This is a genomic window from Alcaligenes faecalis (assembly GCF_041521385.1).
Lineage (GTDB): Bacteria > Pseudomonadota > Gammaproteobacteria > Burkholderiales > Burkholderiaceae_B > Alcaligenes > Alcaligenes faecalis_E.
In genome coordinates this window covers 2181800-2204627 of sequence record NZ_CP168006.1, presented here as the reverse complement: position 1 = coordinate 2204627, position 22828 = coordinate 2181800, and the positions used below count along the sequence as shown (strand labels likewise).

The 22828-nt window shown below is 53.9% G+C and carries 15 protein-coding genes; 8 read left to right on the top strand and 7 right to left on the bottom strand.

What is annotated here, in order from left to right; all coding sequences use genetic code 11:
- Positions 1-11 precede the first annotated feature (11 nt).
- The 7 genes from ACDI13_RS09960 to ACDI13_RS09930 form a co-directional block, all read right to left on the bottom strand.
- The gene (locus ACDI13_RS09960) at positions 12-530 is read right to left on the bottom strand and encodes a DUF4442 domain-containing protein (RefSeq protein ID WP_316990726.1); all 519 of its coding nucleotides are present in this window, start codon (positions 528-530) and stop codon (positions 12-14) included.
- A 9-nt stretch (positions 531-539) separates the two neighbouring features.
- Positions 540-1865, bottom strand: coding sequence for an outer membrane protein transport protein (locus ACDI13_RS09955; RefSeq protein ID WP_316990727.1), 1326 nt, complete (start codon positions 1863-1865; stop codon positions 540-542).
- 125 nt (positions 1866-1990) lie between these two features.
- The gene (locus ACDI13_RS09950; protein ID WP_316990728.1) at positions 1991-3934 is read right to left on the bottom strand and encodes a 3-hydroxyacyl-CoA dehydrogenase NAD-binding domain-containing protein; all 1944 of its coding nucleotides are present in this window, start codon (positions 3932-3934) and stop codon (positions 1991-1993) included.
- The gene (locus ACDI13_RS09945; RefSeq protein ID WP_316990729.1) at positions 3931-5226 is read right to left on the bottom strand and encodes an acetyl-CoA C-acetyltransferase; all 1296 of its coding nucleotides are present in this window, start codon (positions 5224-5226) and stop codon (positions 3931-3933) included. Before ACDI13_RS09945 ends, ACDI13_RS09950 begins: the two co-directional genes overlap by 4 nt.
- Positions 5223-7568, bottom strand: coding sequence for an acyl-CoA dehydrogenase (locus ACDI13_RS09940; RefSeq protein ID WP_316990730.1), 2346 nt, complete (start codon positions 7566-7568; stop codon positions 5223-5225). The genes ACDI13_RS09945 and ACDI13_RS09940 overlap by 4 nt, the downstream gene beginning before the upstream one ends.
- A gap of 97 nt (positions 7569-7665) precedes the next feature.
- Positions 7666-8319 carry a TetR/AcrR family transcriptional regulator gene (locus ACDI13_RS09935; protein ID WP_316990731.1) on the bottom strand — a complete coding sequence of 218 codons (654 nt, stop codon included), beginning with the start codon at positions 8317-8319 and terminating at the stop codon, positions 7666-7668.
- A 106-nt stretch (positions 8320-8425) separates the two neighbouring features.
- Positions 8426-9853, bottom strand: coding sequence for an NAD-dependent succinate-semialdehyde dehydrogenase (locus tag ACDI13_RS09930; protein ID WP_316990732.1), 1428 nt, complete (start codon positions 9851-9853; stop codon positions 8426-8428).
- Positions 9854-10060: 207 nt separating this feature from the next.
- On the opposite strand from ACDI13_RS09930, the gene ACDI13_RS09925 reads away from it, so the two are divergent.
- The 8 genes from ACDI13_RS09925 to ACDI13_RS09890 all read left to right on the top strand — a co-directional run bounded on the left by ACDI13_RS09925 (position 10061) and on the right by ACDI13_RS09890 (position 22562).
- Positions 10061-10351, top strand: a complete 291-nt coding sequence (locus ACDI13_RS09925; protein ID WP_316990733.1) for a hypothetical protein — start codon at positions 10061-10063, stop codon at positions 10349-10351.
- Positions 10352-10718: 367 nt separating this feature from the next.
- Complete coding sequence (locus tag ACDI13_RS09920; protein WP_316990735.1) at positions 10719-10874, top strand: hypothetical protein; 156 nt, start codon at positions 10719-10721, stop codon at positions 10872-10874.
- Between the two features lie 821 nt (positions 10875-11695).
- The gene (locus tag ACDI13_RS09915; protein WP_316990736.1) at positions 11696-13234 is read left to right on the top strand and encodes a TolC family outer membrane protein; all 1539 of its coding nucleotides are present in this window, start codon (positions 11696-11698) and stop codon (positions 13232-13234) included.
- Between the two features lie 40 nt (positions 13235-13274).
- Entirely contained in the window at positions 13275-13496 is a 222-nt protein-coding gene (locus ACDI13_RS09910) for a hypothetical protein (RefSeq protein WP_094198149.1), read from the top strand.
- Complete coding sequence (locus ACDI13_RS09905; RefSeq protein ID WP_316990737.1) at positions 13474-15663, top strand: type I secretion system permease/ATPase; 2190 nt, start codon at positions 13474-13476, stop codon at positions 15661-15663. Before ACDI13_RS09910 ends, ACDI13_RS09905 begins: the two co-directional genes overlap by 23 nt.
- A complete protein-coding gene (locus ACDI13_RS09900) occupies positions 15660-17021 on the top strand; it encodes an HlyD family type I secretion periplasmic adaptor subunit (protein WP_316990738.1) in 1362 nt (453 codons plus the stop codon). Before ACDI13_RS09905 ends, ACDI13_RS09900 begins: the two co-directional genes overlap by 4 nt.
- A 116-nt stretch (positions 17022-17137) precedes the next feature.
- Positions 17138-17752, top strand: coding sequence for a response regulator transcription factor (locus ACDI13_RS09895; protein ID WP_316990739.1), 615 nt, complete (start codon positions 17138-17140; stop codon positions 17750-17752).
- A 175-nt stretch (positions 17753-17927) separates the two neighbouring features.
- Positions 17928-22562 (top strand): retention module-containing protein, encoded by a 4635-nt coding sequence (locus ACDI13_RS09890; RefSeq protein ID WP_372372421.1) that lies wholly within the window; start codon positions 17928-17930, stop codon positions 22560-22562.
- Positions 22563-22828: the final 266 nt, after the last annotated feature.

Here is a 22828-nt window from a genome sequence, read left to right as displayed (position 1 = left end):
CCTCCGACAAATTAGCGTGATTGTGATTTCTGCTGGTAGAAGTGGGCGTCGGCGATATAGATGGTGCGTTCTACCGTGGTGTAGACCTGGCCTTCAGGGTCCTGGATCTGCACGGTAAATGTGGCTTCAGCCTCGTGGTATTGGTCTAGCTGTCCTCGTATGGCGTCCAGTTCATCTGGATTGATTTGAAAGTTGGCATACAGCGTCTGGTAGCCTGGACGGCGATACTGAATCTCTGCATTCTTGTCCCAGACAACAACATGGCGCTGCAAGCCAGCCAGAAGCATGGCGGCGTGTACGCCGTCGGTGATGGCAAACAGGGATCCACCAAATAAAGAGCCATTGATGTTGCGAGTACGTCGACGCAATGGCAGGCGTACGACGATGTGTTGCAAGTTCGCTGAAACTTTGTGGACCCGCCCGCCGGTTGCCCGGAAGGCGGGGTGCCAGTTAAAGCCCAGCTGCAAAAAGCGCGCACGCCATGCGGGGGGAAGGCGTGCGAGCAGCTCCATGCGGCGACTGCGGGCCATAGTCCATCCTTAGAAGCGATAGCTGAACTGCACGCCCAGGATGTCCCCACTGTTTTTGTACGTCCCACGTGTCAAACCACGCGCGCCGACATCGGTGTTGTTGTTCATGTCGGTGTTTTTCAGGAACAAGTGGGTGTAGCCAATATCCCAAGTCGCGTTTTTGCTGGGACGGTACTGGGCACCCAGGGACACCCAGTAACGGTCGCTATCAGGCAGGGCGGTGGGGCGGTAGTTCTTGTCGCGTACGGGCGATTGATCCCACGCTACACCACCCTTGAAGGTCCACTGCTCGTTGTAGTGGTAGTTGGCACCCAGAGCCACGCGCCATGCGTCTTTGAATTTCAGCTCCAGACCGGAATCCTTGGCACCGGGGCCGCTGTTTTCAATGGTCAGGCGTGGAATGCTGCTCCAGCCTGTCCAGGACACATCGGCCAGCAATTGCCAGCGCGAGTTCAGGTCGTGCACCAAGCTGACAATGGCGGTGTCAGGCAGCTTGATGGTGGCTTCTGCATCCCAGTTGATGTTGGGGGCAGGAATGCCGGCGGGGATGTTGCGGTTGCGCAGTTTGGTGTCGCCGTCAGCGGTAACTTTGATTTGCGAGCGATAGGACACACCCAAACGTGTGCTGGGGGTAATTTGATACAGCAAGCCAGCGTTCCAGCCCCAAGCATCGCCTTTCATCTTGACGCGGGTGTTCATGTCCAGTGGCCCCAGCGCGGGATGGTAACCAACGGGTGTTGCCAGACGGTAGTCCGCATCAATGTGCAGCCAGTTCACCCCCACACCGAAGGACAGTTGATCGTTGACTTTGTAAGCCACCGACGGGTTGACGTTGATGGTTTCAATGGCGAACTTTTCGGAGTGGTAACGGCCAACCCAGCCTTCGTCGTATTCAGTTGTCAGGCCAAACGGGACACCAATGCCTAGACCTACCCACCACTTGGGCGAGAGCTGGTGGGACAGATAAATATTGGGAACAGCAGCGACTTTACCGGCATCACCACCCGAGCCACCGGTGGCGGGGCGGCTGGCACCACCTGTCAGGGCCAAGGGGTCGGTACTGCCTTTATCGGAGAACTTGAACGTAGGTTTAATCACGTTCAAACCCGCCGAGAAGTTCGTCTCGGGTAGCAAGGTCATGCCAGCCGGGTTGAAGTAGATCGTGCTGGCATTGTCACCAATGGCGGCCGAGCCTGCGTAGGCATTACCCAGGCCGCTCGCATTTTGCTCCAGCAAGTTAAAACCAGCCGCTTGGGCTTGACCCATTCCCATACTCATTCCCAGAGGAATCAGCAAGGCGGGGATGGTACGCAAAGCTACAACCGTCTTTTTCATGTCTCTTCTCCAAGATATAGGTGCGACGTCTGACAGAGGCTTGGGACAGGTTTTAAAACACCTGTTTGTTTTCTATGGTGCATGACCTAGGCCAATCGGCGTATAGGTGTTTGTGCCAATCCGAACTAATTGCGTTGTTTTTGTGTTGCTTTGTAGTGCAGAGGACCCCCTCTGAATGGGGCAAAGCCGGTGCCGAAAATGACACCTGCATCGGCCAGATCGTCGTCCTGCACAACCCCGATGCGAACCTGCTGTTCGGTCTGCTCGATCAGTGGTTTGATCAAGCGATCAGCCAGACCGCTTGGGACTGTTCCCGCAGGAGATTTTTGGGCTTTGCAATCTTTCCAGGTGTAGAAACCCTGGCCAGTTTTACGGCCCAGTTCCTGACGCTCCAGATGAGTTTTCAGGCAGGCTGGCATAGCCGCCTGCTGGCTAAGTTGCGCGCCTGCATCACGGGCAATATCCAGGCCCACGGTATCGGCCAATTCAAGCGGGCCCATGGGCATGCCGAATTGCAGCATGGCTTTGTCTACGGTGGCCGGGTCCAGTCCTTCATCCACGCAGCGCATGGCTTCCAACATATAGGGAGCCAGGACGGCATTGACCAGAAAGCCGGGGCTGTCTTTAACGGGCAGGGGCAGCTTGCCAATCTGGTTGACAAAGGCATAGGCGACGCTGCGTACGTCCGGGTCCAGGAGTTCGCTTTCCACCACTTCAACCAATGGCATACGAGAGACCGGGTTAAAGAAGTGAATGCCGACCAACCGTTGCGGATTGATCAGGTTCAGGCTGAGTTCGGACAGTGGCAGGCTGGAGGTATTGGTCGCCAGCACGGCACCGGGCTTTAGCATAGGCTCAATGGTGGTGTACAGGCTGCGTTTGGCATCGGCGTTCTCGAAGATCGCTTCCAGGACCAGATCTGCCGAAGGGATGCCGTGGCCGTCCGGGTCCGGGATCAATCGATCCAGTGCGGCTTGTACCAGCCTGCGGTCTTTCAGGCGACGCTGAAACAGCTTGGCGGCACGACCTTGAGCTTGGGCGATACGTTTGCGGTCCTGATCCTGCAGGGTCACACGCATGCCTTTCAATGCACATACGGCAGCAATATCGCCTCCCATGACACCGGCGCCAACCACATGGATATGGCTGATTTCTTGCGTCGATGAGTGTTTGCCCACGCTTTTCAGACGCTCTTGCAGATGGAATACACGCAGCAGATTGGCCGCGGTGTTGGAGCGGGTGATTTGCTCGATCAGCTCGGGAGCTTTCAAGGCGTTGCCGTTGTGTTTTTCCCAGATCTCCAAAATGGCGCGAGGGGCCTGATAGTGTTGATACGGATCGCGCTTTTCCAACTGCTTGCGTACTTGGCCAGCCACCAGGGGGCGCAGCAGCTTGGTATTCATCAAGCGTGGCAGACCTTTGGCACGACGTGGCTTCTTGCCACTGAGTACTTGCTTGACGGCGGCTTGCTTGGCCAGACGGACAGGGACGCAAGCATCGACCATGCCTAGACGGGCGGCCTTGCGGGCATCCACGCTTTTGCCACTGAGCATCAAGTCCATGGCAGCGGCAGGGCCTATATATTCAGGCAGGCGCAACATGCCGCCCCAGCCGGGGAAAATACCCAGCATCACTTCGGGCAGAGCCAGTCGTGTGTCTTTCTGCTCCACCGCCAAGCAGTAGCGGCAGGCCAGGGCCAGTTCCAGACCACCGCCCAAGCAGTGGCCTTGTACCAAGGCCAGTGTGGGGTAGCTTTGTTTCGCTAGCTTGTTGAATACGGTCCAGCCCCGTGTGACTAGTGCCAGCCCTTTCTCTGGGTTGTTACCGTGTTCGGAGAACTCATCGATATCGGCACCGGCAATAAAACCGGTTGCTTTGCCGGAGTAAATGATCAGTGCTTTAGGAGGATGGCTGCCCAGGTAGTCCAGCGCCTGATTCAGTTCCTGTAGAACCGCTGCCGAGAGTCGGTTGACTGAACTGCCCACACAATCGATTTTCAGCCAGGCAATATGCTGATCGTCCGTGTACAGCGTGAAGTTTTGCAGATCCAAGGTAGCGACGGGCATCATGATTCAGTTCCTTGCAGCGATTCGATCAGCATGGCGCCGCCTTGACCGCCGCCAATACAAATAGCGGCCATGCCTAGGCGCAGGTTGCGACGACGCAGGGCGTTCAAGCAATGCAGCACAATTCGGGCGCCGGAGGCACCCACTGGGTGGCCGATCGCAATGGCGCCGCCGTCCACATTGAGCTTGTCCATATCCAGCAGTCCCAACGCATCACGATCCAGGTGTTTTTGGCACCACTCCTGGTCGTCCCATGCAGCACGACATGCTAGGACTTGTGCTGCAAAGGCCTCGTTGATTTCCCACAAATCCGGGCCATTTAAGGCAAGACGGTTGCGCTCCAAAATAGGCGTTGCGGCAAAAACGGGGCCCAGGCCCATGGTGGCTGGGTCCAGGCCGGCCCATTGTGCATCCACAATGCGGCCAATGGGCTTGAGCTGATGTTCCTTGACGGCAGCTTCGCTGGCCAGAATCAGCAGGGCTGCGCCGTCAGTGACCTGCGAGCTGTTGCCGGCTGTGATATTGCCCCAGGGCGGGTCAAAGACTGGGCGCAGCTTGGCCAGTTTTTCGGGGTTGGAGTCTTCGCGTACGCCATCATCTTGCGGGTAGTTATTCCCGCGCGTGTCGCTAAGCGGCACGATTTCCTCAAACGCGTTTTCTTGCTGTGCGCGCAGTGCCAGGCGATGGCTGCGGGCCGCAAATTCGTCCATGTCCTGACGGGTAATGCCAAACTCGTGTGCCAGATTTTCAGCGGTCTGGCCCATGGACAAACCGACCACGGGATCGGTCAACCCTTTGAGCAGGCCGATGACAGGTTTCAAGTAGGACAGGCGTAGACTGCGCAGGGCTTTCAGGCGTGCGCCTACACTGCGGGCCTTGCCCCAGGTGGCCAGCCAGCGCACCATGTCATCGCTGAACAGGATGGGGGCGTGAGACAGCGCATCGACGCCACCGGCCAGCACCAGATCCGAACGGCCGGTTTGAATGGCCTGTACGCCAGAGTCCAGCGCCTGCATGCCCGAGGCGCAGTTTCGCATGACCGTCCAGCCGGGCACTTTGTGACCTGTGCCCAGACGCAGCCCCAAAACCCGGCCAATATTGGTTTCATCGGGCGAGGGGGCGGCGCAGCCCAGAATGACCTCGCTGAGCTGCGGGGCCTCAAAGGGTTGGCGCAGCAGCAGCTCGCGTCCGGTTTGCACGGCCAGATCTCCAGCGGAGAAAGGGCCGGGCGCATTACGCGCTTTCAGAAACGGGCTGCGTGCACCGTCAATAATATAGACCGGTTGAAAACTCATGCCTGGCTCCCACTGGCAGCTTCAGCGGCGGGATTTTCCCGACGCAGATCGAAGGGGAAATCATCTACAGCAATAACGCGGTCACGTACGATGTCCCGAGCCTGAATTTGTTCGTATTCCTGAGCGGTGATGCCACCGGCCTGGAAGACGGCTTCGGCCAGATCGCGCACGTTGGCTTTGGGGTTGTCCTGCAATTGACCACTTTTCTCGAACTGACGGATTTTGGCGTCAATATCGCGAGTGTTCAGCGTCGCCAGCAAGGCAGCTTCAATCGCGCCGACGGGTTCCATATCGTCCTCAGGCAAGTAGGTGTCATACGTCAGGCGATCACGAGTAGCACCGGGCTTGGTTAGCAGTTTGGCAACGGTGTGATCCAGCTTGTCATCCGGACCCAGACGGCGCATACCCAGAGGGAAAACCAGGAAGCGCAGCACGGCCGCCAAAGGACGGTTCGGGAAGTTTTCCAGTACCTTGTCCAGAGCGTGTTGAGCGCGCATCAAGGCATCTTGAGCCGCCCAGTGCGCTAGAGGAGCATCTTCCTGCTGGCGACCTTCGTCCTGGTAACGCTTGAGCACGGCACTCAACATGTACAGTTCGGAGAGCACGTCCCCCAGACGGGAGGACAGACGCTCACGCATTTTCAGGGAGCCGCCCAGAACCAGCATGGAGGCGTCAGCCAGCAAGGAGAAAGCGGCACTGTAGCGGCTGGCCTGGCTGTAATAGGTATGCATGGCCTTGGAGGTGCCGGTGGGGCCACTGAGCAAGCGCCAGCCACCCAGACCCAACCAGAAGGAGCGGCCTGTATTGGCCAGTGTGTAGCGGATGTGCGCCCAGAAAGCCTGGTCAAATTTATGCAAACCGGCTTCACGATCAGGGTCCAGGGCGGCTGTCATCTCTTCAAGGATGAAAGGATGGCAACGGATGGCGCCTTGACCGAAGATGATCAGGCTGCGCGTCAGAATATTGGCGCCTTCCACCGTAATACCGACGGGGATCTGTTGGTAAGCACGGCCCAGGAAGTTTGATGGGCCAAGGCAAATACCTTTACCACCAATCACGTCCATACCGTCGTTCACTACAATGCGCCCACGTTCAGTCACGTGGTATTTGACGATGGCCGAGACTACGGAAGGTTTCTCGCCCAGGTCCACGGCAGCAGCCGTCATGGTGCGGGCGGCATCCATGGCATAGGTATGGCCAGCAATGCGAGCCAGTGCTTCTTCCACACCTTCAAACTTGCTGATGGCGCTGCGAAATTGGGTACGTACAGCGGAGTAACCGCCCACGGCGCGGCTGGTCAGCTTGGCCATGCCGGTAAAGGAGGAGGGCAGGGAGATGGAGCGGCCGGCTGCCAGACATTCCATCAACATGCGCCAGCCTTGGCCGGCCATGTCGGGGCCACCAATGATGAATTCCAGCGGCATGAATACATCTTTGCCACGGGTGGGGCCATTCATGAACATGGCGTTCAAGGGGAAGTGACGACGGCCAGTGTCCACGCCGGGGTGGTCGCTTGGTACCAAGGCGCAGGTAATGCCTATGTCTTTTTCGCCACCCAACAAACCGTCCGGGTCATAAAGGCGGAAGGCCAGACCCAACAAGGTGCACACCGGAGCCAGGGTGATGTAGCGTTTGTCCCAGGTGACGCGCATGCCCAGCACTTCCTGACCTTCCCATTCGCCTTTGCAGACAATTCCTACGTCAGGAATGGAGGCGGCATCGGAACCAGCCCAAGGGCTGGTCAGTGCGAAAGCGGGAATGTCACGGCCATCAGCCAGGCGGGGCAGATAGTGTTGTTTCTGCTCGTCAGTACCGTAGTGCAGCAGCAATTCTGCCGGGCCCAGCGAGTTGGGTACCATCACCGACACGGACAAGGCTGAGTTCCGGGTGGACAGCTTGGCTACAACCGCCGAGTGCGCTTGCGCCGAAAAACCGCGACCACCGTATTCCTTGGGAATAATCAGGCTGAAGAAGCGGTTTTCTTTCAGGTAATTCCAGACCTCGGCAGGCATGTCGAAGTCTTCCTGGCTGACTTGCCAGTCGTCAATCATGGCGCAAGCCACATTGACTTCATTGTCCAGGAACTTGCGCTCTTCATCAGTCAGCCGGTAGGCTGGATAAGAGCTCAGGGTATTCCAGTTGGGTTTGCCGCGAAACAGCTCACTTTCCCACCAGACCGTACCTGCTTCCAGCGCATCGCGCTCGGTTTGGGACATGGCAGGCAGAACGCTGGAAAAAGCGCGGTAAATTGGTCGGCTTAGCCACTTGGTACGTAGATTCCGGTTTTTGAGAACGTAGACGCAGCCAAGCACTAGCACTATCAATAGCAAGGTCACAAACATAGCAACTCCGGACTAGCTCAGAAAAAAAAGAAGGGTGCCCCCACGCAGCGCCTTCGGCTTGGCCTGACGGCCCTCACGGTCAGTCAGGCTGGGCAACTCAGGTGCTGGCGGGTAAAGGCGCTCGTAATCCACCCAGCAGGAAACTCATCAAGCGGTCTTGCAGTTGTTGCTCACTTTCCGGGCTGTCGCTAAGGGGTAATTGCAAGGCCCGACGCAGTGATTGGGTGCCCATTAATGCGTAAGACGTGGCACCCAGCATGAAATGGAATCGCCAGATGATTTCTTCTTCAGGCACGGTAGGCAGGGCTTCATGTAAAGCCTGCTTGAATGGCAGGAAGATGGCGACTTGTTCGTCCCAACAAATGGATTGGATGAAATCTTGCGGTGCTGGGCGGTCCTGCCCTGGCAAAGGAATAAACGAGCGTGGTGTGCCTTTGCCAGAACCCGCCAGGCGGATCAGTGGCCCAAAAAAAGCATCCACCACTTGTGAGGCTTTCAACGGACCTTCACCAGCTTGCTGGCGATACAAAGCCAGCTTTTCCAGGCGCTCTTGATTGATGCTGTTCAGGCGGCGTTGGAACACAGCCTGCGTCAGTCCGTCTTTACTGCCAAAGTGATAATTGACGGCAGACAGGTTGACCTTGGCCTGCGCCGTAATTTGGCGCATGGAGGTGTTTTCGTGTCCATACAGCGCGAAAAGATGTTCGGCTGCATCGAGAATGGCGGACTGTGTCCGATCAGAGCGTTTCACCGTTGTTTCCTAATTTCAAACGAGTGTTTGAATAATGTAACGGGAATGCGTAGTTAGTACAGTAGGGGTTCACCCTAGCCCCGCAAAGCGAGGCCAGGGGCCAGTCTTAGATCTGGGTCACAAATTTGGTGACTAAGTATCCGTCAAAGGTTTCAGCACCCCCTTCGCTCCCTATGCCGCTGTCCTTGACGCCGCCAAAGGGAGTCTCAGGCAAAGAGCTGCCAAAGTGGTTGATATTGACCATACCAGACTCTAGCTCGGTACCCAGTCGATGCGCGTCTTGCAAGGATTGCGTGAAGGCATAGGCCGACAAACCGTAGGGTAGGCTGTTGGCACGGGCGATGGCATCGTCCAGATCGCTGTAGCGAGTCAAGGGGGCGATGGGGCCGAAGGGCTCCTCGGTCATGACCAGGGCATCATCAGGTAAATCCGTCAGCACCGTGGGCGAGAAAAAGAAGCCGTCGCGCTTGATCTGCTCACCGCCCAACAACACTTTGCCGCCCAGAGAACGGGCGTTGTCGACAAACTTTTGCATCATGGGCAGGCGGCGCTCGTGAGCCAAGGGGCCCATCTGCGTATCCGGGTCCAGACCATCACCTACTTTTACATTGGCCAGTTCTTCGGTGAAGCGGTCCACAAACGCCGTGTAAATATCGTTGTGGATATAAAAACGGGTGGGCGAAATGCAAACTTGGCCTGCGTTACGAATCTTGAAACGAGCCAACTGACGAGCAGCCCGGGCTACATCGGCATCTGGCAAGACCAGTACGGGCGAGTGACCGCCCAATTCCATGGTGATGCGCTTCATATGAGCACCGGCTAGTGCAGCCAGTTGCTTGCCTACAGGCACAGATCCGGTAAAGGAGACTTTACGTACGATGGGCGAACGGATCAGGTAGTCCGACACTTCCTGTGGCACACCCCAGACAATGTTCAGCACACCGGGCGGCAGGCCGGCATCGTGGAAGGCTTGGGCAATGGCCATGACGGCGCTGGGAGAGTCCTCGGGACCTTTCAGAATGATGGTGCAGCCAGCACCAATAGCCGCGCAGATTTTACGAATGGCTTGGTTATAGGGGAAATTCCAGGGTGTAAAGGCGGCGCAGACCCCAATGGGCTCACGCAATACCATTTGCTGCACGTTGGGGTTGCGGGCGGGGATGACGCGGCCATAAATACGGCGGCATTCCTCGGCGTGCCAATCTGCATGGTCAGCGCAGGACAGGATTTCGCCTACCGCCTCGGCCAAGGGCTTGCCTTGGTCCAGTGTCAGATTGCGGCCAATTTCCTGGGCGCGTTCACGCGACAGTTCCGCGACCTTGCGCAGAATCGCACTGCGATCCATGGGCGAGCTATGGCGCCAGCTTTTGAACGCGGCTTGGGCGGCATCCAGAGCGGCATCCAGATCTGCCTGGGATGCCAGCGGCAGTTGGCCCAAGGTGCTGCCACTGGCAGGGTTGATGACAGCCTGGGTCTGGCGACCTTGCCCGTCCAGGAATTGGCCATTGATATAGAGGGCCAGATGTTGATACATGTGCTTTTCTCCAGAGTGGACTGTGTAGATATCGAATGCAGGACACCGAAGGGGCAGGGCCAGTCGTGAGTGCTTAATGAACATATGCCGTTTATCATCTGGCTTATGCTCCTACTGTCATGTCGGCTCGTTAAAATAGCAGGATCATCCTGTATGGCCGTCTTTGACTCATAGTAAAACTCTCCTGTCTGAAATCCAATTCCTGTCATGGTCACCACGAAACGTACACGCCGTAGCCCACCCGAGGCAGAGTCTCCTCGCAGCACTCCTCAGGCCATGCTGGCGCGGATTCGGAGTTTGTTACCGACCATGGGGGCGGCTTCGCAGCGCATTGGTGAGTTTGTCATTAACTACCCAGCAGACGTGGTCCATATGTCGGTCAGTGAAGTGGCTGAACGCACACAATGCAGCGAGGGAAGCGTCGTCGGATTTTGCAAACTGCTGGGTGCAACAGGTTTTCAGCAATTGAAAATCTCGCTGGCCCAGCAAATGGTGTAACCCGTCTAGTACATTCAGAGGATCTGGAGTCGAGTGACTCAATTGATCGGGTTGTGAGCAAGATCTTTCACAGCAATATTCAAGCCTTGCAAGAAACAGAGTCGGTGCTTGATCCCGTCGTTTTAGCCAAGGCGGTCGCCTTGATCCGTCAGGCGGATCGGCGCGTGGGGGTAGGCCGACCAATAGATAGGCAATCCTAGGCTGATGGTATTGAATGCATCGGTGACATGCTTAATGGGCAAGCCCGGACGTGGCAAGCCTTCCCTAAACACATTGCTTGCGGCTTACCCAGAATTTCAACCTGCGCCCCAGGGATACAGGCTAATACTGCCTGCAATAACTCGCCTGTTTCCGGAGTGAGTAGGCCTTGAGGACCTGGGTAGATCAGGTCAGCATTACTGATCAGAAGTGTGGCGCCTTGGCCAAGCTCACGGATCACTTGCTGCAAAGTTACATAGTTGAAATGGTGATCTCGCGTCAGCAGGACGATATCGGCATTCCACTGTATCAGGGTCAAACCTAGTCCGATGGCCAGCGCCTGCGAGGCACACCGCAAAAGCGGGCTGTTTATCAGCCCGCTTTCTCGTTTGTAGATTGAGAGTGGCCTAGCTACAAGATGGAGTTGGTTGCGCGTCGACTGTACCTGTTACGCACAGCAGGAAACTCAATGATTGTTATAAGTTTTTGATTGTTAATTTCTTTTTAGATACTGCTTGATGTGGCGGACAGAGGTCATTACAGTGTCATAAGTAAAAGTTACAAATGTGGCATTTACAATAAGCAGGTTAACGAGATGTATGACAAGAAAATTATTTTTATTGCATGTTAAAAATTTTGTTGGCTATTGATGTAACCTAAATGCTTATTAAAGTGAAAGATTTTTGTAGATTCTTACGGAGTAGTCTAGAAGTCGGGCAGGATACCGCTATTACTTGTTAAGCCCCTAACTTCTTAAAATCGTTTAATTTCAGAGTTTTGTTGCCCTTTTTGTCACAGGCTATTTATCATTTTTAACATTGTCATCGACGAAAGCCCTTGTAATCTAAGATACAATTTGTCCCGTGATTTGTGTGATGAATATAGAGTGTCATCGTGTAAAAAGTCACAATTAGACACAAGGTTATGCTCCAAGAATACAGGCCAGAAGCCTGTAGCTCCGCCTTGTCTTGCCCCGGTCCATTATGAACATACTGCTGCGGCTGGCGATGTATTTACCAGCCTTAGATGTAAAGCCCATGTGCAATACATAGGTGTTGGGCCCTCGGGTGGTGTTTCATTCGCTTTGTTTAGGCGGCACACCGAACCCATTCTTCTTTCATTTTTGTACTTAAATTTGATCTGGCAATGCGTTACAACGCTGAGGTGATGTTCTCCGTTGTGGGCGCAGCACAGGATCTTACGGAGGCCGACGTGCGTGGTAAAAAAACTCTAACGGTAAGCTCGCTGCTGACAGCTCTTGTACTGGCTCAGCCAGTTCAGGCGCAGGAAAACAGCTTGAGCTTTAAAGACAGTATCGAGCGGGCAATTATGTCTAACCCTGAACTTGGTGCCCGCTTCCAAGACTTTCAGTCTGCGTTGGAAGGGCAAAATGTCAGCCGTGGCGCGTTATTGCCCGAGGTCAATGCTGAAGGATGGGTAGGTCGGGAGTGGCGCGGCAGCACGTCCAGTGCATCGTCAGTGAACTGGTCTCGCAGTGGCTATAGCCTGCAGTTACGTCAGTTGATTTTTGATGGTTTCTCGTCAATTAATCAAGTGCGCCAGTTGGGCTACGAGAAATTGGCCACATACTATGATTTATTGGCTTCCGTAGACTCTTTGGCGCTGGAGGCGGCGAATGCTCATATTGACGTACTGCGTTACCGCGAAATGGAAAGGCTGGCGCGTGAAAATTACAATCTGCACCTGAATATTCTCAAGCAGATCGAGGAGCGTTCCAACTCTGGTGTCGGGCGTGGTGTCGATTTGGAACAGGCATATGGCCGCCAGTCTTTGGCTCAAAGTAACGTTATGACCGAGTCCGGGAACTTGAATGACGTTTTGCAGCGTTATCGTCGTATCGTTGGGGTGGCGGCTCCCGAAGTGTTGCAGCCCGCTCCTTCCTTGAGCGAATCCCTGCCCACGAAAACCAGCGATTTTTTGCCGTCTTTGCGCAACAGTCCTTCCATCTTGGCTAAACAGGCTCTGTATCAAGCGGCTGAGTATGGCAAGCATGTGGCTCAAGGGCGTATGTCCCCCAAACTGGAGTTCCGTGCGGCAACAGGTAAAGACAAAAATGATCCGCCCGGATCGTCTTACCGTGATGCCCAAAACTCTAATGTGCAGTTAGTGCTGTCCTATAACCTGTTCCGTGGTGGGGCAGATATGGCACGCATCCGCCAGACTACTGCCCAGCAATATGCTGCGCGGGACGTTCGTGACTATACATGCCGTAACGTGCAACAGGACTTGTCCGTGGCGTGGAATAACATTCAACGTTTGCGCGCTCAGTTACCTTTCCTGCAACAACATGAGCTGGCTACGTCTAAAGTTCGTGTGGCCTATATGCAGCAATTCCAGATTGGCCAGCGTTCTTTGCTGGACTTGTTGGATACTGAAAACGAATTGTTTGATGCCCGTCGTGCGTTGGCCAATGCCACCTATGATCTGCAACAGGCCGAGTACAGCTGGCTGATGCTGTCGCACCGTCTGGTATCAGCGGTTGGTTTGGCGCAGCCCTACTCGGAGCAACCTGACGAAGCAGCCAAACTGGATTTCCCGGAAGAGGCCTTTCAAGCATGCATGACACCTGTGCCGGATACCAGCAATTTGACTCCGGTAACCGTTGACTATCGTGACGATATGGCCCCACCGGTCTTGCGTGAAAAAACAGCGGGGCTGAACTAGTTGGTTTTGTCTGAGCGTATTTGAAGGTTAGGGGGGCGATATGAGTCCAGAAGAAGAAGGCTACAAACAAGAGCTGTCAGTCTCGGATGCCAGTTTTATTCGGGTCCTGGAAGACTTGATTGACGCCTTGATTGCGAACGGTGTTCTTCGCATGACTGATTTGCCCCCTGAGGCCTTGGCTAAATTAAACGAGCGCAAACAAACCCGTCAGCGCCTGCGAGATTCGCTGGATTTGATTAATGACGACGAACCACTCATCTGAAAATCCAACACCACAGAGCGAGACATTCAGTATTCCGCCTCATCTGACCCATGATGACCCCTTACTGAATTGTTTGGTAGAGATTACCCGTATTCACGGCAATCCATGTACGGCTCAGCATTTGTCCACTGGTCTGCCCTTGCAGAAAGGGCGTTTGACGCCCGCTCTTTTGAGTCGGGCTGCAGCGCGTGGGCATTGCACCTCGCGTATCTGGCGCCGCTCGTTTGAGGAGCTCAATCCCAATCTGTTGCCAGCCATTTTGCTGCTGAACGATAGCCGGGCTTGTGTTTTGTTGGGCTACGAGGGTGATCGTGTCCTTGTGCATTTTCCAGAAAGCGGCAGCCCCAGTGAAATTGATCTGGAGCAATTGCAGGAGCTGTATTCTGGTTTGCTCGCGATCATACAACCTGACTTTCGGGTCGAGGTACGAGCAACAGAGGGCATAACACCCCTGAAAGGTAAGCATTGGTTCTGGGCGACCGTATCGCAGAACTGGAAGTTATATCGGGATGCGCTCGGAGCGGCATTTCTGATCAACGTGTTTGCCTTGGCTATCCCCCTATACACCATGAATGTGTATGACCGGGTGGTGCCTAACAATGCAATAGAAACCTTGTGGGTGCTGTCTATAGGGATAGGTTTGGTGCTGGTGCTGAACCTTATATTGACCAGCGTACGTGCGTATGTGGTTGATGCGGCCAGCAAGCGGGTGGATGTTCAGTTATCCGCACGCATCATGGAGCGGGTGTTGGATTTGCGCATGGAGAATCGACCGCCTTCGGTGGGCTCTTTTGCCGCTAACTTACGCTCGTTTGAGTCTGTGCGCGACTTTATTGCATCGGCCAGTCTTACGACGCTGGTCGATTTGCCGTTTGTCTTCCTGTTTCTTGCCGTGCTGGCCTGGATATCACCCTGGATGGTAATACCGCCGGTCGTGGCTATCGTGATTGTTCTTGTCGTGTCCTGGTTTGCCCAGGCTCGGATGGAGCGGCTGACCAAGCAAACATTTCAAGCGGCTGCGCAGCGAAATGCCGGCTTGGTGGAATCCTTGGCCGGGCTTGAGACCTTGAAGGTGCTGAATGCGCAGAGCAATGCTCAGCGAGCTTGGGAGCAGTCCACAGAGTATCTGGCTCGACAAGGGGCCAGAATCAAGATGACTTCGGCGGTAACGGTAAGCACCGTGCAGATGTTGACCCAAATGGTCACGATTTGCGTAATTATTATCGGGGTATATCTGATTCAGGACGCGCAGTTGTCGATGGGGGGCATTATTGCCTCCTCCATGATTGCTGGCCGTTGTCTTGCTCCATTGGGGCAAGTAGCCGGGCTGATGATGCAGTATCAGAATGCGCGTACGTCCCTGGATTCAATCGGTATGTATATGGAGCTACCGATCGAACATCCTGATGATCGCAATTTTGTGCCTCGGCCTTATCTCGAAGGTGCCATCGAGTTCCGTGGTGTTAGTTTTGCTTATCCCGGTGCAACGCAGAATGTGCTCAATCAGCTCAGCTTTTCGCTCAAGGCAGGGGAAAAAGTGGCCATTATCGGGCGTATAGGTTCGGGTAAGACCACTTTGTCCAAGCTGATTCTGGGTTTGTATAAACCGACGTCGGGCACGATCGTGTTAGAAGGTATCGATAATCAGCAGATTGACCCGGCGGATGTACGTCGCTCTATGGGGTATGTCTCACAAGATCCGATGCTGTTTTATGGCACCCTGAAACATAATCTGACCATGGGTTCACCCTACGTTACGGATGACCAGATGTTGGCTGCCGCCAAGTTGGCAGGTGTGGATGATTTTGCTCGTCGGCATCCAGATGGTTACGACATGATAATTGGTGAGCGTGGTGATTCGCTCTCTGGTGGTCAACGTCAAGCGGTTGCAGTGGCCCGGGCCTTGATGGGAAATCCCTCTATTCTGTTGCTCGATGAGCCCAGTAGCAACATGGATAATCAAAGTGAGTCTGCTTTGCGCAATAGTTTGCTCACTGAATGTGAGGGCAAGACGGTGGTGTTGGTTACGCATCGTACAGCCCTGCTGGACTTGGTCGATCGTGTGATTGTCATGGATATGGGGCGAATTGTGGCCGATGGTCCCAAGGAGCAGGTTATTACAGCATTGCGTAGTGGGCAGATTGGCAAGGCCCGGAGCGCGACATGACGAAAAAAAGTTTGTTTTCCCGGATACGGGCAAGGCTGAAGGCCGATGCTGGGCCTGCTCCCAGCAGAAGTGTTCTCAAAAATGCAGCTTGGACGGCACGCCAGCAAGAGGTGCGTGGTTCGCGTTTGTTGATCTGGTTGACGTTGTTGGCAATTTGCGTGCTGATTGTTTGGGCAAGCTTGGCCAATATTGATGAGGTTGTGCGTGGAGAAGGGAAGGTGGTGCCTTCTCGGCAGGTGCAGATCGTTCAAAGCCTGGACGGTGGTGTTGTTGAGGAAATTCTTGTCAGGCCCGGGCAATCGGTTGAGCAGGGCGAAGTGCTATTGCGCATTGATCCTACGCGAGCATCGTCTTCTTTGGGTGAGAACGAAGCAGAGTCTTTGTCTTTGTTGGCCAAGGCTGCCCGGCTTGAGGCCATTGCGGCTGATCAAGCTTTAGATATGCCTGCCGAGGTTTTGGAAAAGGCGCCGGATCTTGCTGAAATGGAGCGACGCGTCTGGCAAGCTCGTACAGAAGAGCTGCGCTCCAATATCTCTGTCGCCCAGGAGCAACTTCATCAACGTCAGCAAGAGCTACGAGAAACGCAGGCCAATCGGGATCAGGCGGCATCGAGTTGTGGCCTGACATCGCAAGAATTGAGAATGACGCGGCCTTTGCTGAAAAGCGGTGCTGTCTCTGAAGTGGATTTGCTGCGTTTGCAGCGCGATGTAGCGCGTTATTGCGGAGAGCAACGAGCCGCTACGGCGCAAATAAGCAGGATTGAGGCCTCTATACAAGAGGCGCAAAACAAGATTGGTGACGTCGAAATTACATTTCGCAATCAGGCTCGCACAGAGCTGGCAGAAACTCGCGCCAAACTGGCTTCTTTAGAACAAGGGCAACGCGCCTTGGCGGATCGCGTTCGATTGGCTGAAGTGCGCTCGCCAGTACGTGGAACGATTAAAACTCTTGCCGCGAATACGGTGGGAGGGGTTGTGCAACCTGGCAAGGATATTTTGGAGATCGTGCCAACTGATGACTCCTTGTTGCTGGAGGTGCGTATCCAGCCGCGTGACATCGGATTTCTTCATCCGGGTCAATCTGCTGAAGTTAAGTTTACTGCCTATGACTTTGCGATTTATGGCGGTCTTGCTGGGGTGCTGGAGCAAACCAGTGCCGATACGATTACCGATGAAAAGGGTAATTCATTTTATATAGCGAAAGTGCGCACTGACACCGTTTATGTGGGTGATGATAATCGGCCTATTTTGCCTGGCATGGTGGCAGAGGTTCATATCCTCACGGGTAAACGCACAGTCATGCAGTATTTACTCAAACCTATTCTCAGGGCCCGCTCCAACGCTTTTACAGAGCGTTAAAGCGGCAGGGGTGGCCTGTACGGGGGGAGTAGTGCTGACGATAGAGGATCAATACTCCCACGTCAGCCTCAGAGCTGATGGCGTTTAGCTCGTGTTACCAGTAAGGGAAAAGCGGTATGCGACAAGTAAATTCGGTTTTATTTCTGACGAACGATGAGGCCTTATGGCAGCATTGGAGTCACCAGGATTCCGTAACCTACTTGCCTGCCCGAGGGCGGGGTATGGAGGATTTGTTACGGTGGAAACAGCAACATCGTGAGCTTGTCGTCATGGACAGTGCGCTTGCGTTATGGAATGACCCGCAATGGGCACAAGCAGTAAAAGGGATGAAGGTAGTGGTCGCCAGCCCTAGGCCTGTTGACGCTGAGGGGCAAGCCGTATTGGCCTTGGGTGCCCGAGGTTATATTCACGCGTACAGCTCGTCGGCTCTACTGGAGCAAGCGTTGGAGCACGTAGCCTCGGGTCAGGTGTGGGTGGGCGAGTCTTTGCTAAATCGCCTGCTCAGTGATGTGACTCGTCACTTGGCAATTCGCACAGGTTGGGAAAGCAACTTGACCAGCCGTGAAATCGAGGTGGCGCAACGCGCCTCGTTGGGGCATTCCAATCAGTTGATTGCCCAGGATCTTGGCATCACTGAACGAACAGTGCGCGCCCACCTCCAAGCTATTTTTGAAAAGCTTGGTGTAACTGATCGTTTAATGTTGGCGCTAAAAGTACACGGCATTTCCTAAGCCTGTTTGAGCCGTCCAGTCCTGCATTGTCAACTTGCGTCAAGAATCGCAAGTAAAGCGGCGAACTGGCGGCAGCGCCAATATCCCATAGCAGATCAACTCGCTATTCTCATACCAAAGAAAGTCAATTTCAGATGGTCGCGTTGCGACGGTCTTTTTTAGGAATCAGACAGTTATGGCACTGGATACCGTTTTAGTGACACGCGTTGAGGGTACAGCATGGATGCGTACCAGCGATGGCTCAAAAGTAGCGGTCAAAGAGGGAATGCGTGTTCCCGTAAACGCCGAGATCATTACCGAAACAGGTGCATTTGTCGAGCTCGAGATTCCGGGCGGGCCGCCTATGACCATTTCCGATAATCGGGAATTTTTACTTAGTGACGATGTTGCCCAGACGGATGTTGATCCTGCTGTGGCCGCCCTGACCAATCCTGATGACCCAGCGATTGCTGCCGTATTGGCAGCACTGGAAGCAGGTAATGACCCATTCGAGCAGCTAGATCCTACTGCCGCGGTACTGACTGGTGGCGGAGAAGGTGGCAGTAGCTTTGTGCGTTTGGTCAGTATTGTTGAGACAACCCGACCATTGGCACTGGAATATCCCAAACCAGGCGTGTTGGGCACAGAGTTGCCTCGTTTTGGTGGCGGTGGTGGCGATGAGACGGACCCAACGCTCGTGGCTGGTACATCGACAGTGACATTGGAAACACCAGAGCGAGTCACGGAAGGTGAGCCATTTGAAATCATTGCGCGCGTAGACAACCCAGTTACTGGGCAAGATCTGGTCATCACGCTGACCAATGGCAGCACTATTACGATTCCGGTTGGCAGTACGGAAGGCCGGGTGGTGGTTGATAATCCGTATCCAGATGATGCTTACACCCAAGGCGATCGTCCAGAGGATATTGGTATCAGTACCACAACGGGCGGTAACTACGAGAATCTGGATACGAGCAGTACATCCAGCAGCACTATCACGGACGATGATGATGCTACAAAAATTACTCTGGAAGGCCCCGAGACAGTTGTCGAAGGTGAGGACATCACCATTACCGCAACAGTTGAAAATCCCCCGCAGGGCGGAGACCTGGTGATTAAACTGACTAATGGTCAGGAAATTATCATCAAAGAAGGTCAGACTAGCGGTTCTGTCACGTATCCAGCTCGTCCTGATGATGGAACAGTGCAAGGCAATATCCCAGAAAATGTGGGGATTGAAAGCAGTACGGGCGGTAACTACGAGAAGGTTGAGTACGGCGATCCGGTAACGACTACCGTTGAAGATAACGATGTACCTGCGATTACTGTGTCCGATACGGTTATCAGCGAAGGTGGTTCGGGTACCTTCAGCGTGAATTTTGGTAAACCAGTCGATAACGAGACCACGGTTACGCTGCAATTGGGACATGGCTCCACGGACGATGGCGATATTGCTCTTGATCAGCCCCCAGTTGTGCAATTGCCTAATGGTGATACGGTTCCTGTCACGCAAAATAGTGATGGCACATACAGTTTCACACTGCCTCCCGGTGTCACTGACGTCACAGTAACCGTAGATACTGAAGACGATGATGTTTTTGAAGGTGAAGAAGACTTCACCTTGACTGTTACGCAAGAAGGCGAGACACAGAACGGTACCCCTGTTGATAAAGTCCAGGGTGAAGGTACAGGCACAATTGTTGATGATGGCAGCGGCCCTGGTCCTAACCCTGACAATGACAAGCCAACGCTGTCGGTGACAGGCGGTGGCGTGGTGGACGAGGGCAGTGATGCGCAGTTCACGGTGACGCTGAGCAATCCGACTGAAGCGGATGTGGTGCTGAATCTGGGCATCACGCCAACGGGCACGAACCCGACCGAGGCCGGTGACCTGGGCAAGATGGTGGTGACGTATGTGGATGCCGATGGCAATACCCAGACGCTGACGGTTGACGATCAGGGTAATGTGACGGTTCCTGCTGGCGTGACCGATCTGAATGTGACGGTTCCGACGATTCAGGATGGTGTCTATGAGGGTCAGGAGACCTTCGATCTGGTGGCGACCGACGAGCATGATGTCACGACCAATGGCAGTGCCCAGGCTGGTGCGACCGTGATGGATATGAGCGAAGTTTTCGCGATTATCTCTGTGGACAATACCCAGGTTTCCGAAGGAGGCGAGCTACATTACACCGTTAAATTGGTCGATGGTGCGGGCAATGCAGTCACAGTACCTGCTGGTCAAAGTATTGATGTGACGCTTGATTGGAGTGGCGCTGCCGCGAATGCAGGCGATACAGGCACCTTGCCGGATAGTGTGACTATTCAGGGCGGAACCTCTGAAACTGAATTTACGGTTAACACGGTAGATGACGTTTATAAAGAGCCCAATGAAGGCTTGCAGGTAGAGATTACGGGTGTGGTGGATGCCAATGATGCCTTCGAGCATCTGTCTGTGGGCACTCAGGATTCTGCAAGTACGGTTATTGTGGATGATTTTGACCCAACGTCGGTCAGCATTAAGGCAACGGTCACCAAGACTTCGACCATTGATGTGGGCAATGTTGGCGATACTGACAGCTTTACTGTGACGGCTACAGATAAAAATGGTCAGACTACTAATGTCTCTACAGTGACAGGTACGGACCATGATGGGTTTGGTGTGTCTGGACAGGCCGGAAATGGCGACGATAAAGAGCTTGGCTATGGTGAGACGCTCACGGTTGAGTTCAACAATGAGGTCAAATCCTTTGATGTTCAGTTTGCCTGGAGAGCCAACTCTGAAAAAGCCAAGGTTGAGTTCTTTGATGCGGCTGGTAACTCAGTTGGCTGGGCCATCATTTCTGGTGGTGGTTCCAACACCCAAGCCTTGGTTACGTACTATGACGCGAATGGTGATGTGACCAAGACCGAACGGGTGGCAGGCGGTTCAGACAAAGTCGATTTGGCGTATACCTTTGAGCCAGGTAGTGGACAAAACTTTACGAAAGCAGAGTTCACGGCCCCTGGAGCTACCGATGATTATCTGGTGCATTCCATTTCCTATAAAGAAGTGGTTAATGATGATGCAACCAGTATTCCAGGAATGGAATCCGAAGTTGTATTTGATATCGAGACTTCGAATCCGCCTGATCCTAGCAAGTACGACTTTGAGACTACCTTCCCGACGGCAACGGTAGAAATCGACGGTCAAACGTACGAGGTAACGCTGGACAGGAATGGCAAAGGCTCGGTGACTGTGACAACCGATGGCACTAAGGACCTGACTGCCGAGGTAGTTGCGGTGGACGGAAACTTTGAGGATGTCCAGGTTCCTGTCAGCCTGACGCTGCATCATGGTGAGGTCTATGACGGCGACAACAGTGGTGGCACGCTGCAAGGTAGTCAGGGTGATGACATTATTCTGGCGGATATCGGTGGCACAGTTACGAATGTTGAGCCCGGCAAGAACTACAACATTGCGTTGGTGGTAGATACGTCTGGCAGTATGGGATACGCATCTGGTACTCCAGGTTTGACCCGTATGCAGTTGGCCATCAATGCTTTGAAGAATCTGGCCGAGGATTTGAAGGGTCACGATGGCATCGTCAATGTGGTTTTGGTTGATTTTGATACCACAGCCTCTTCGCCAGTGAAGTTGGATAATCTGTCTTCAGCCAATGTGCAGACATTGATTAATGCACTCAACCGTTTGAGTGCAGGAGGTGGTACCAACTACGAGGCAGCATTTAACCAGGCCGTGACATGGTTTAACGAACAAAGTGCCAAACAGCAGTCCGGCGCCCAGTTCGAAAATCTTACTTACTTCCTGACTGACGGTAACCCGACTTATTACCTCAACAACTCAGGCAGAGTCCGGGGCGATGGTAGCTCTACCGATGACAAAACGATGGAAGAGTCCATTGAGGCGTTTGTAGCTTTGAGTAATACTGGCGCCGTTCATGGTATTGGCATCGGCAGTGGGGTGAGTGAAAACTACCTGCAGTTTTTCGATAACACCCCGTCTACTGGTAACAAGTGGGTTCAAGTCGATGGCGATTGGGTATCCGGCCCTGCTGGTACACCTGACATCGTGCATACCGCTGAAGACTTGGCGGCTGCCTTGCAGGGTGGTTCGAGCAGCAGCGAGTTGCTGGACGTGGGCGATGACACCGTATTGGGTGGTGACGGTAACGACATCATCTTTGGTGATGCGATTAATACCGATGGTGATGTATTGCCATGGTATGAAATCCCAGGTGGTCGTCCTGCTGACCTGCCTGATGGTGCCGGCTTGAAGGCGCTGGCGGTGTTCCTTGAGCTCAAGAATGGGTCTGCTCCAAGCAACACGGACTTGTACGCTTACATCAAGGGAAATCACGAAGCTTTCAATGTGACTGGTGATACTCGTGGCGGTAATGACACGCTGGATGGCGGTAGCGGTAACGACATCTTGTATGGTCAAGGCGGCAACGACACATTGATCGGCGGTGCTGGTGACGACATCCTGTTCGGTGGTGCCGGCAATGATACCTTCCAGTGGAATGCGGGTGACCAGGGCAATGTTGCCAAGCCTGCTGTAGACCATGTGATGGACTTTGGTGTTGCTGGTGAAGACACCCTGGACATTAGCGATCTGTTAAGTGGTTACGACGGTAGTGATGCCAACCTGAGCAAGTACTTGTCAGTGAAAGAGTCGGATAGTGGCAAGATGGAAATCGGTATCAGCACTCAGGGTAATAGCCAGGTTGACCAGAAGATCATTTTGGAAAATGTCGACTTTGATGCGGAAAAAGCAATTCAGATTGCTAATTCGCTGAAAGATGGCACCTTAAAGAGTAGCGATTTTTAAATTGTGCCTTCTTTGAACGTTACGGTAGTTAGTAACGTCTTGAACCCCGCAAGTCCGTAAGGGCTTGTGGGGTTTTATTTGGCCTGTCGTTTCTGCCAATAGCCTCCTGCTGTATTTGTGCCTATGATTTGTTTGTCTGACCGGCTTGGATGTCAACAGGGATCAGGCGGGGGCTGTTGCCCAGGCCTTAGCGGTCAAATACCGTTTATCAAGTGTTTACTAAACAGGCACGCTATAAGGCCGTTATAAGGGTTTGCTTATTTGGA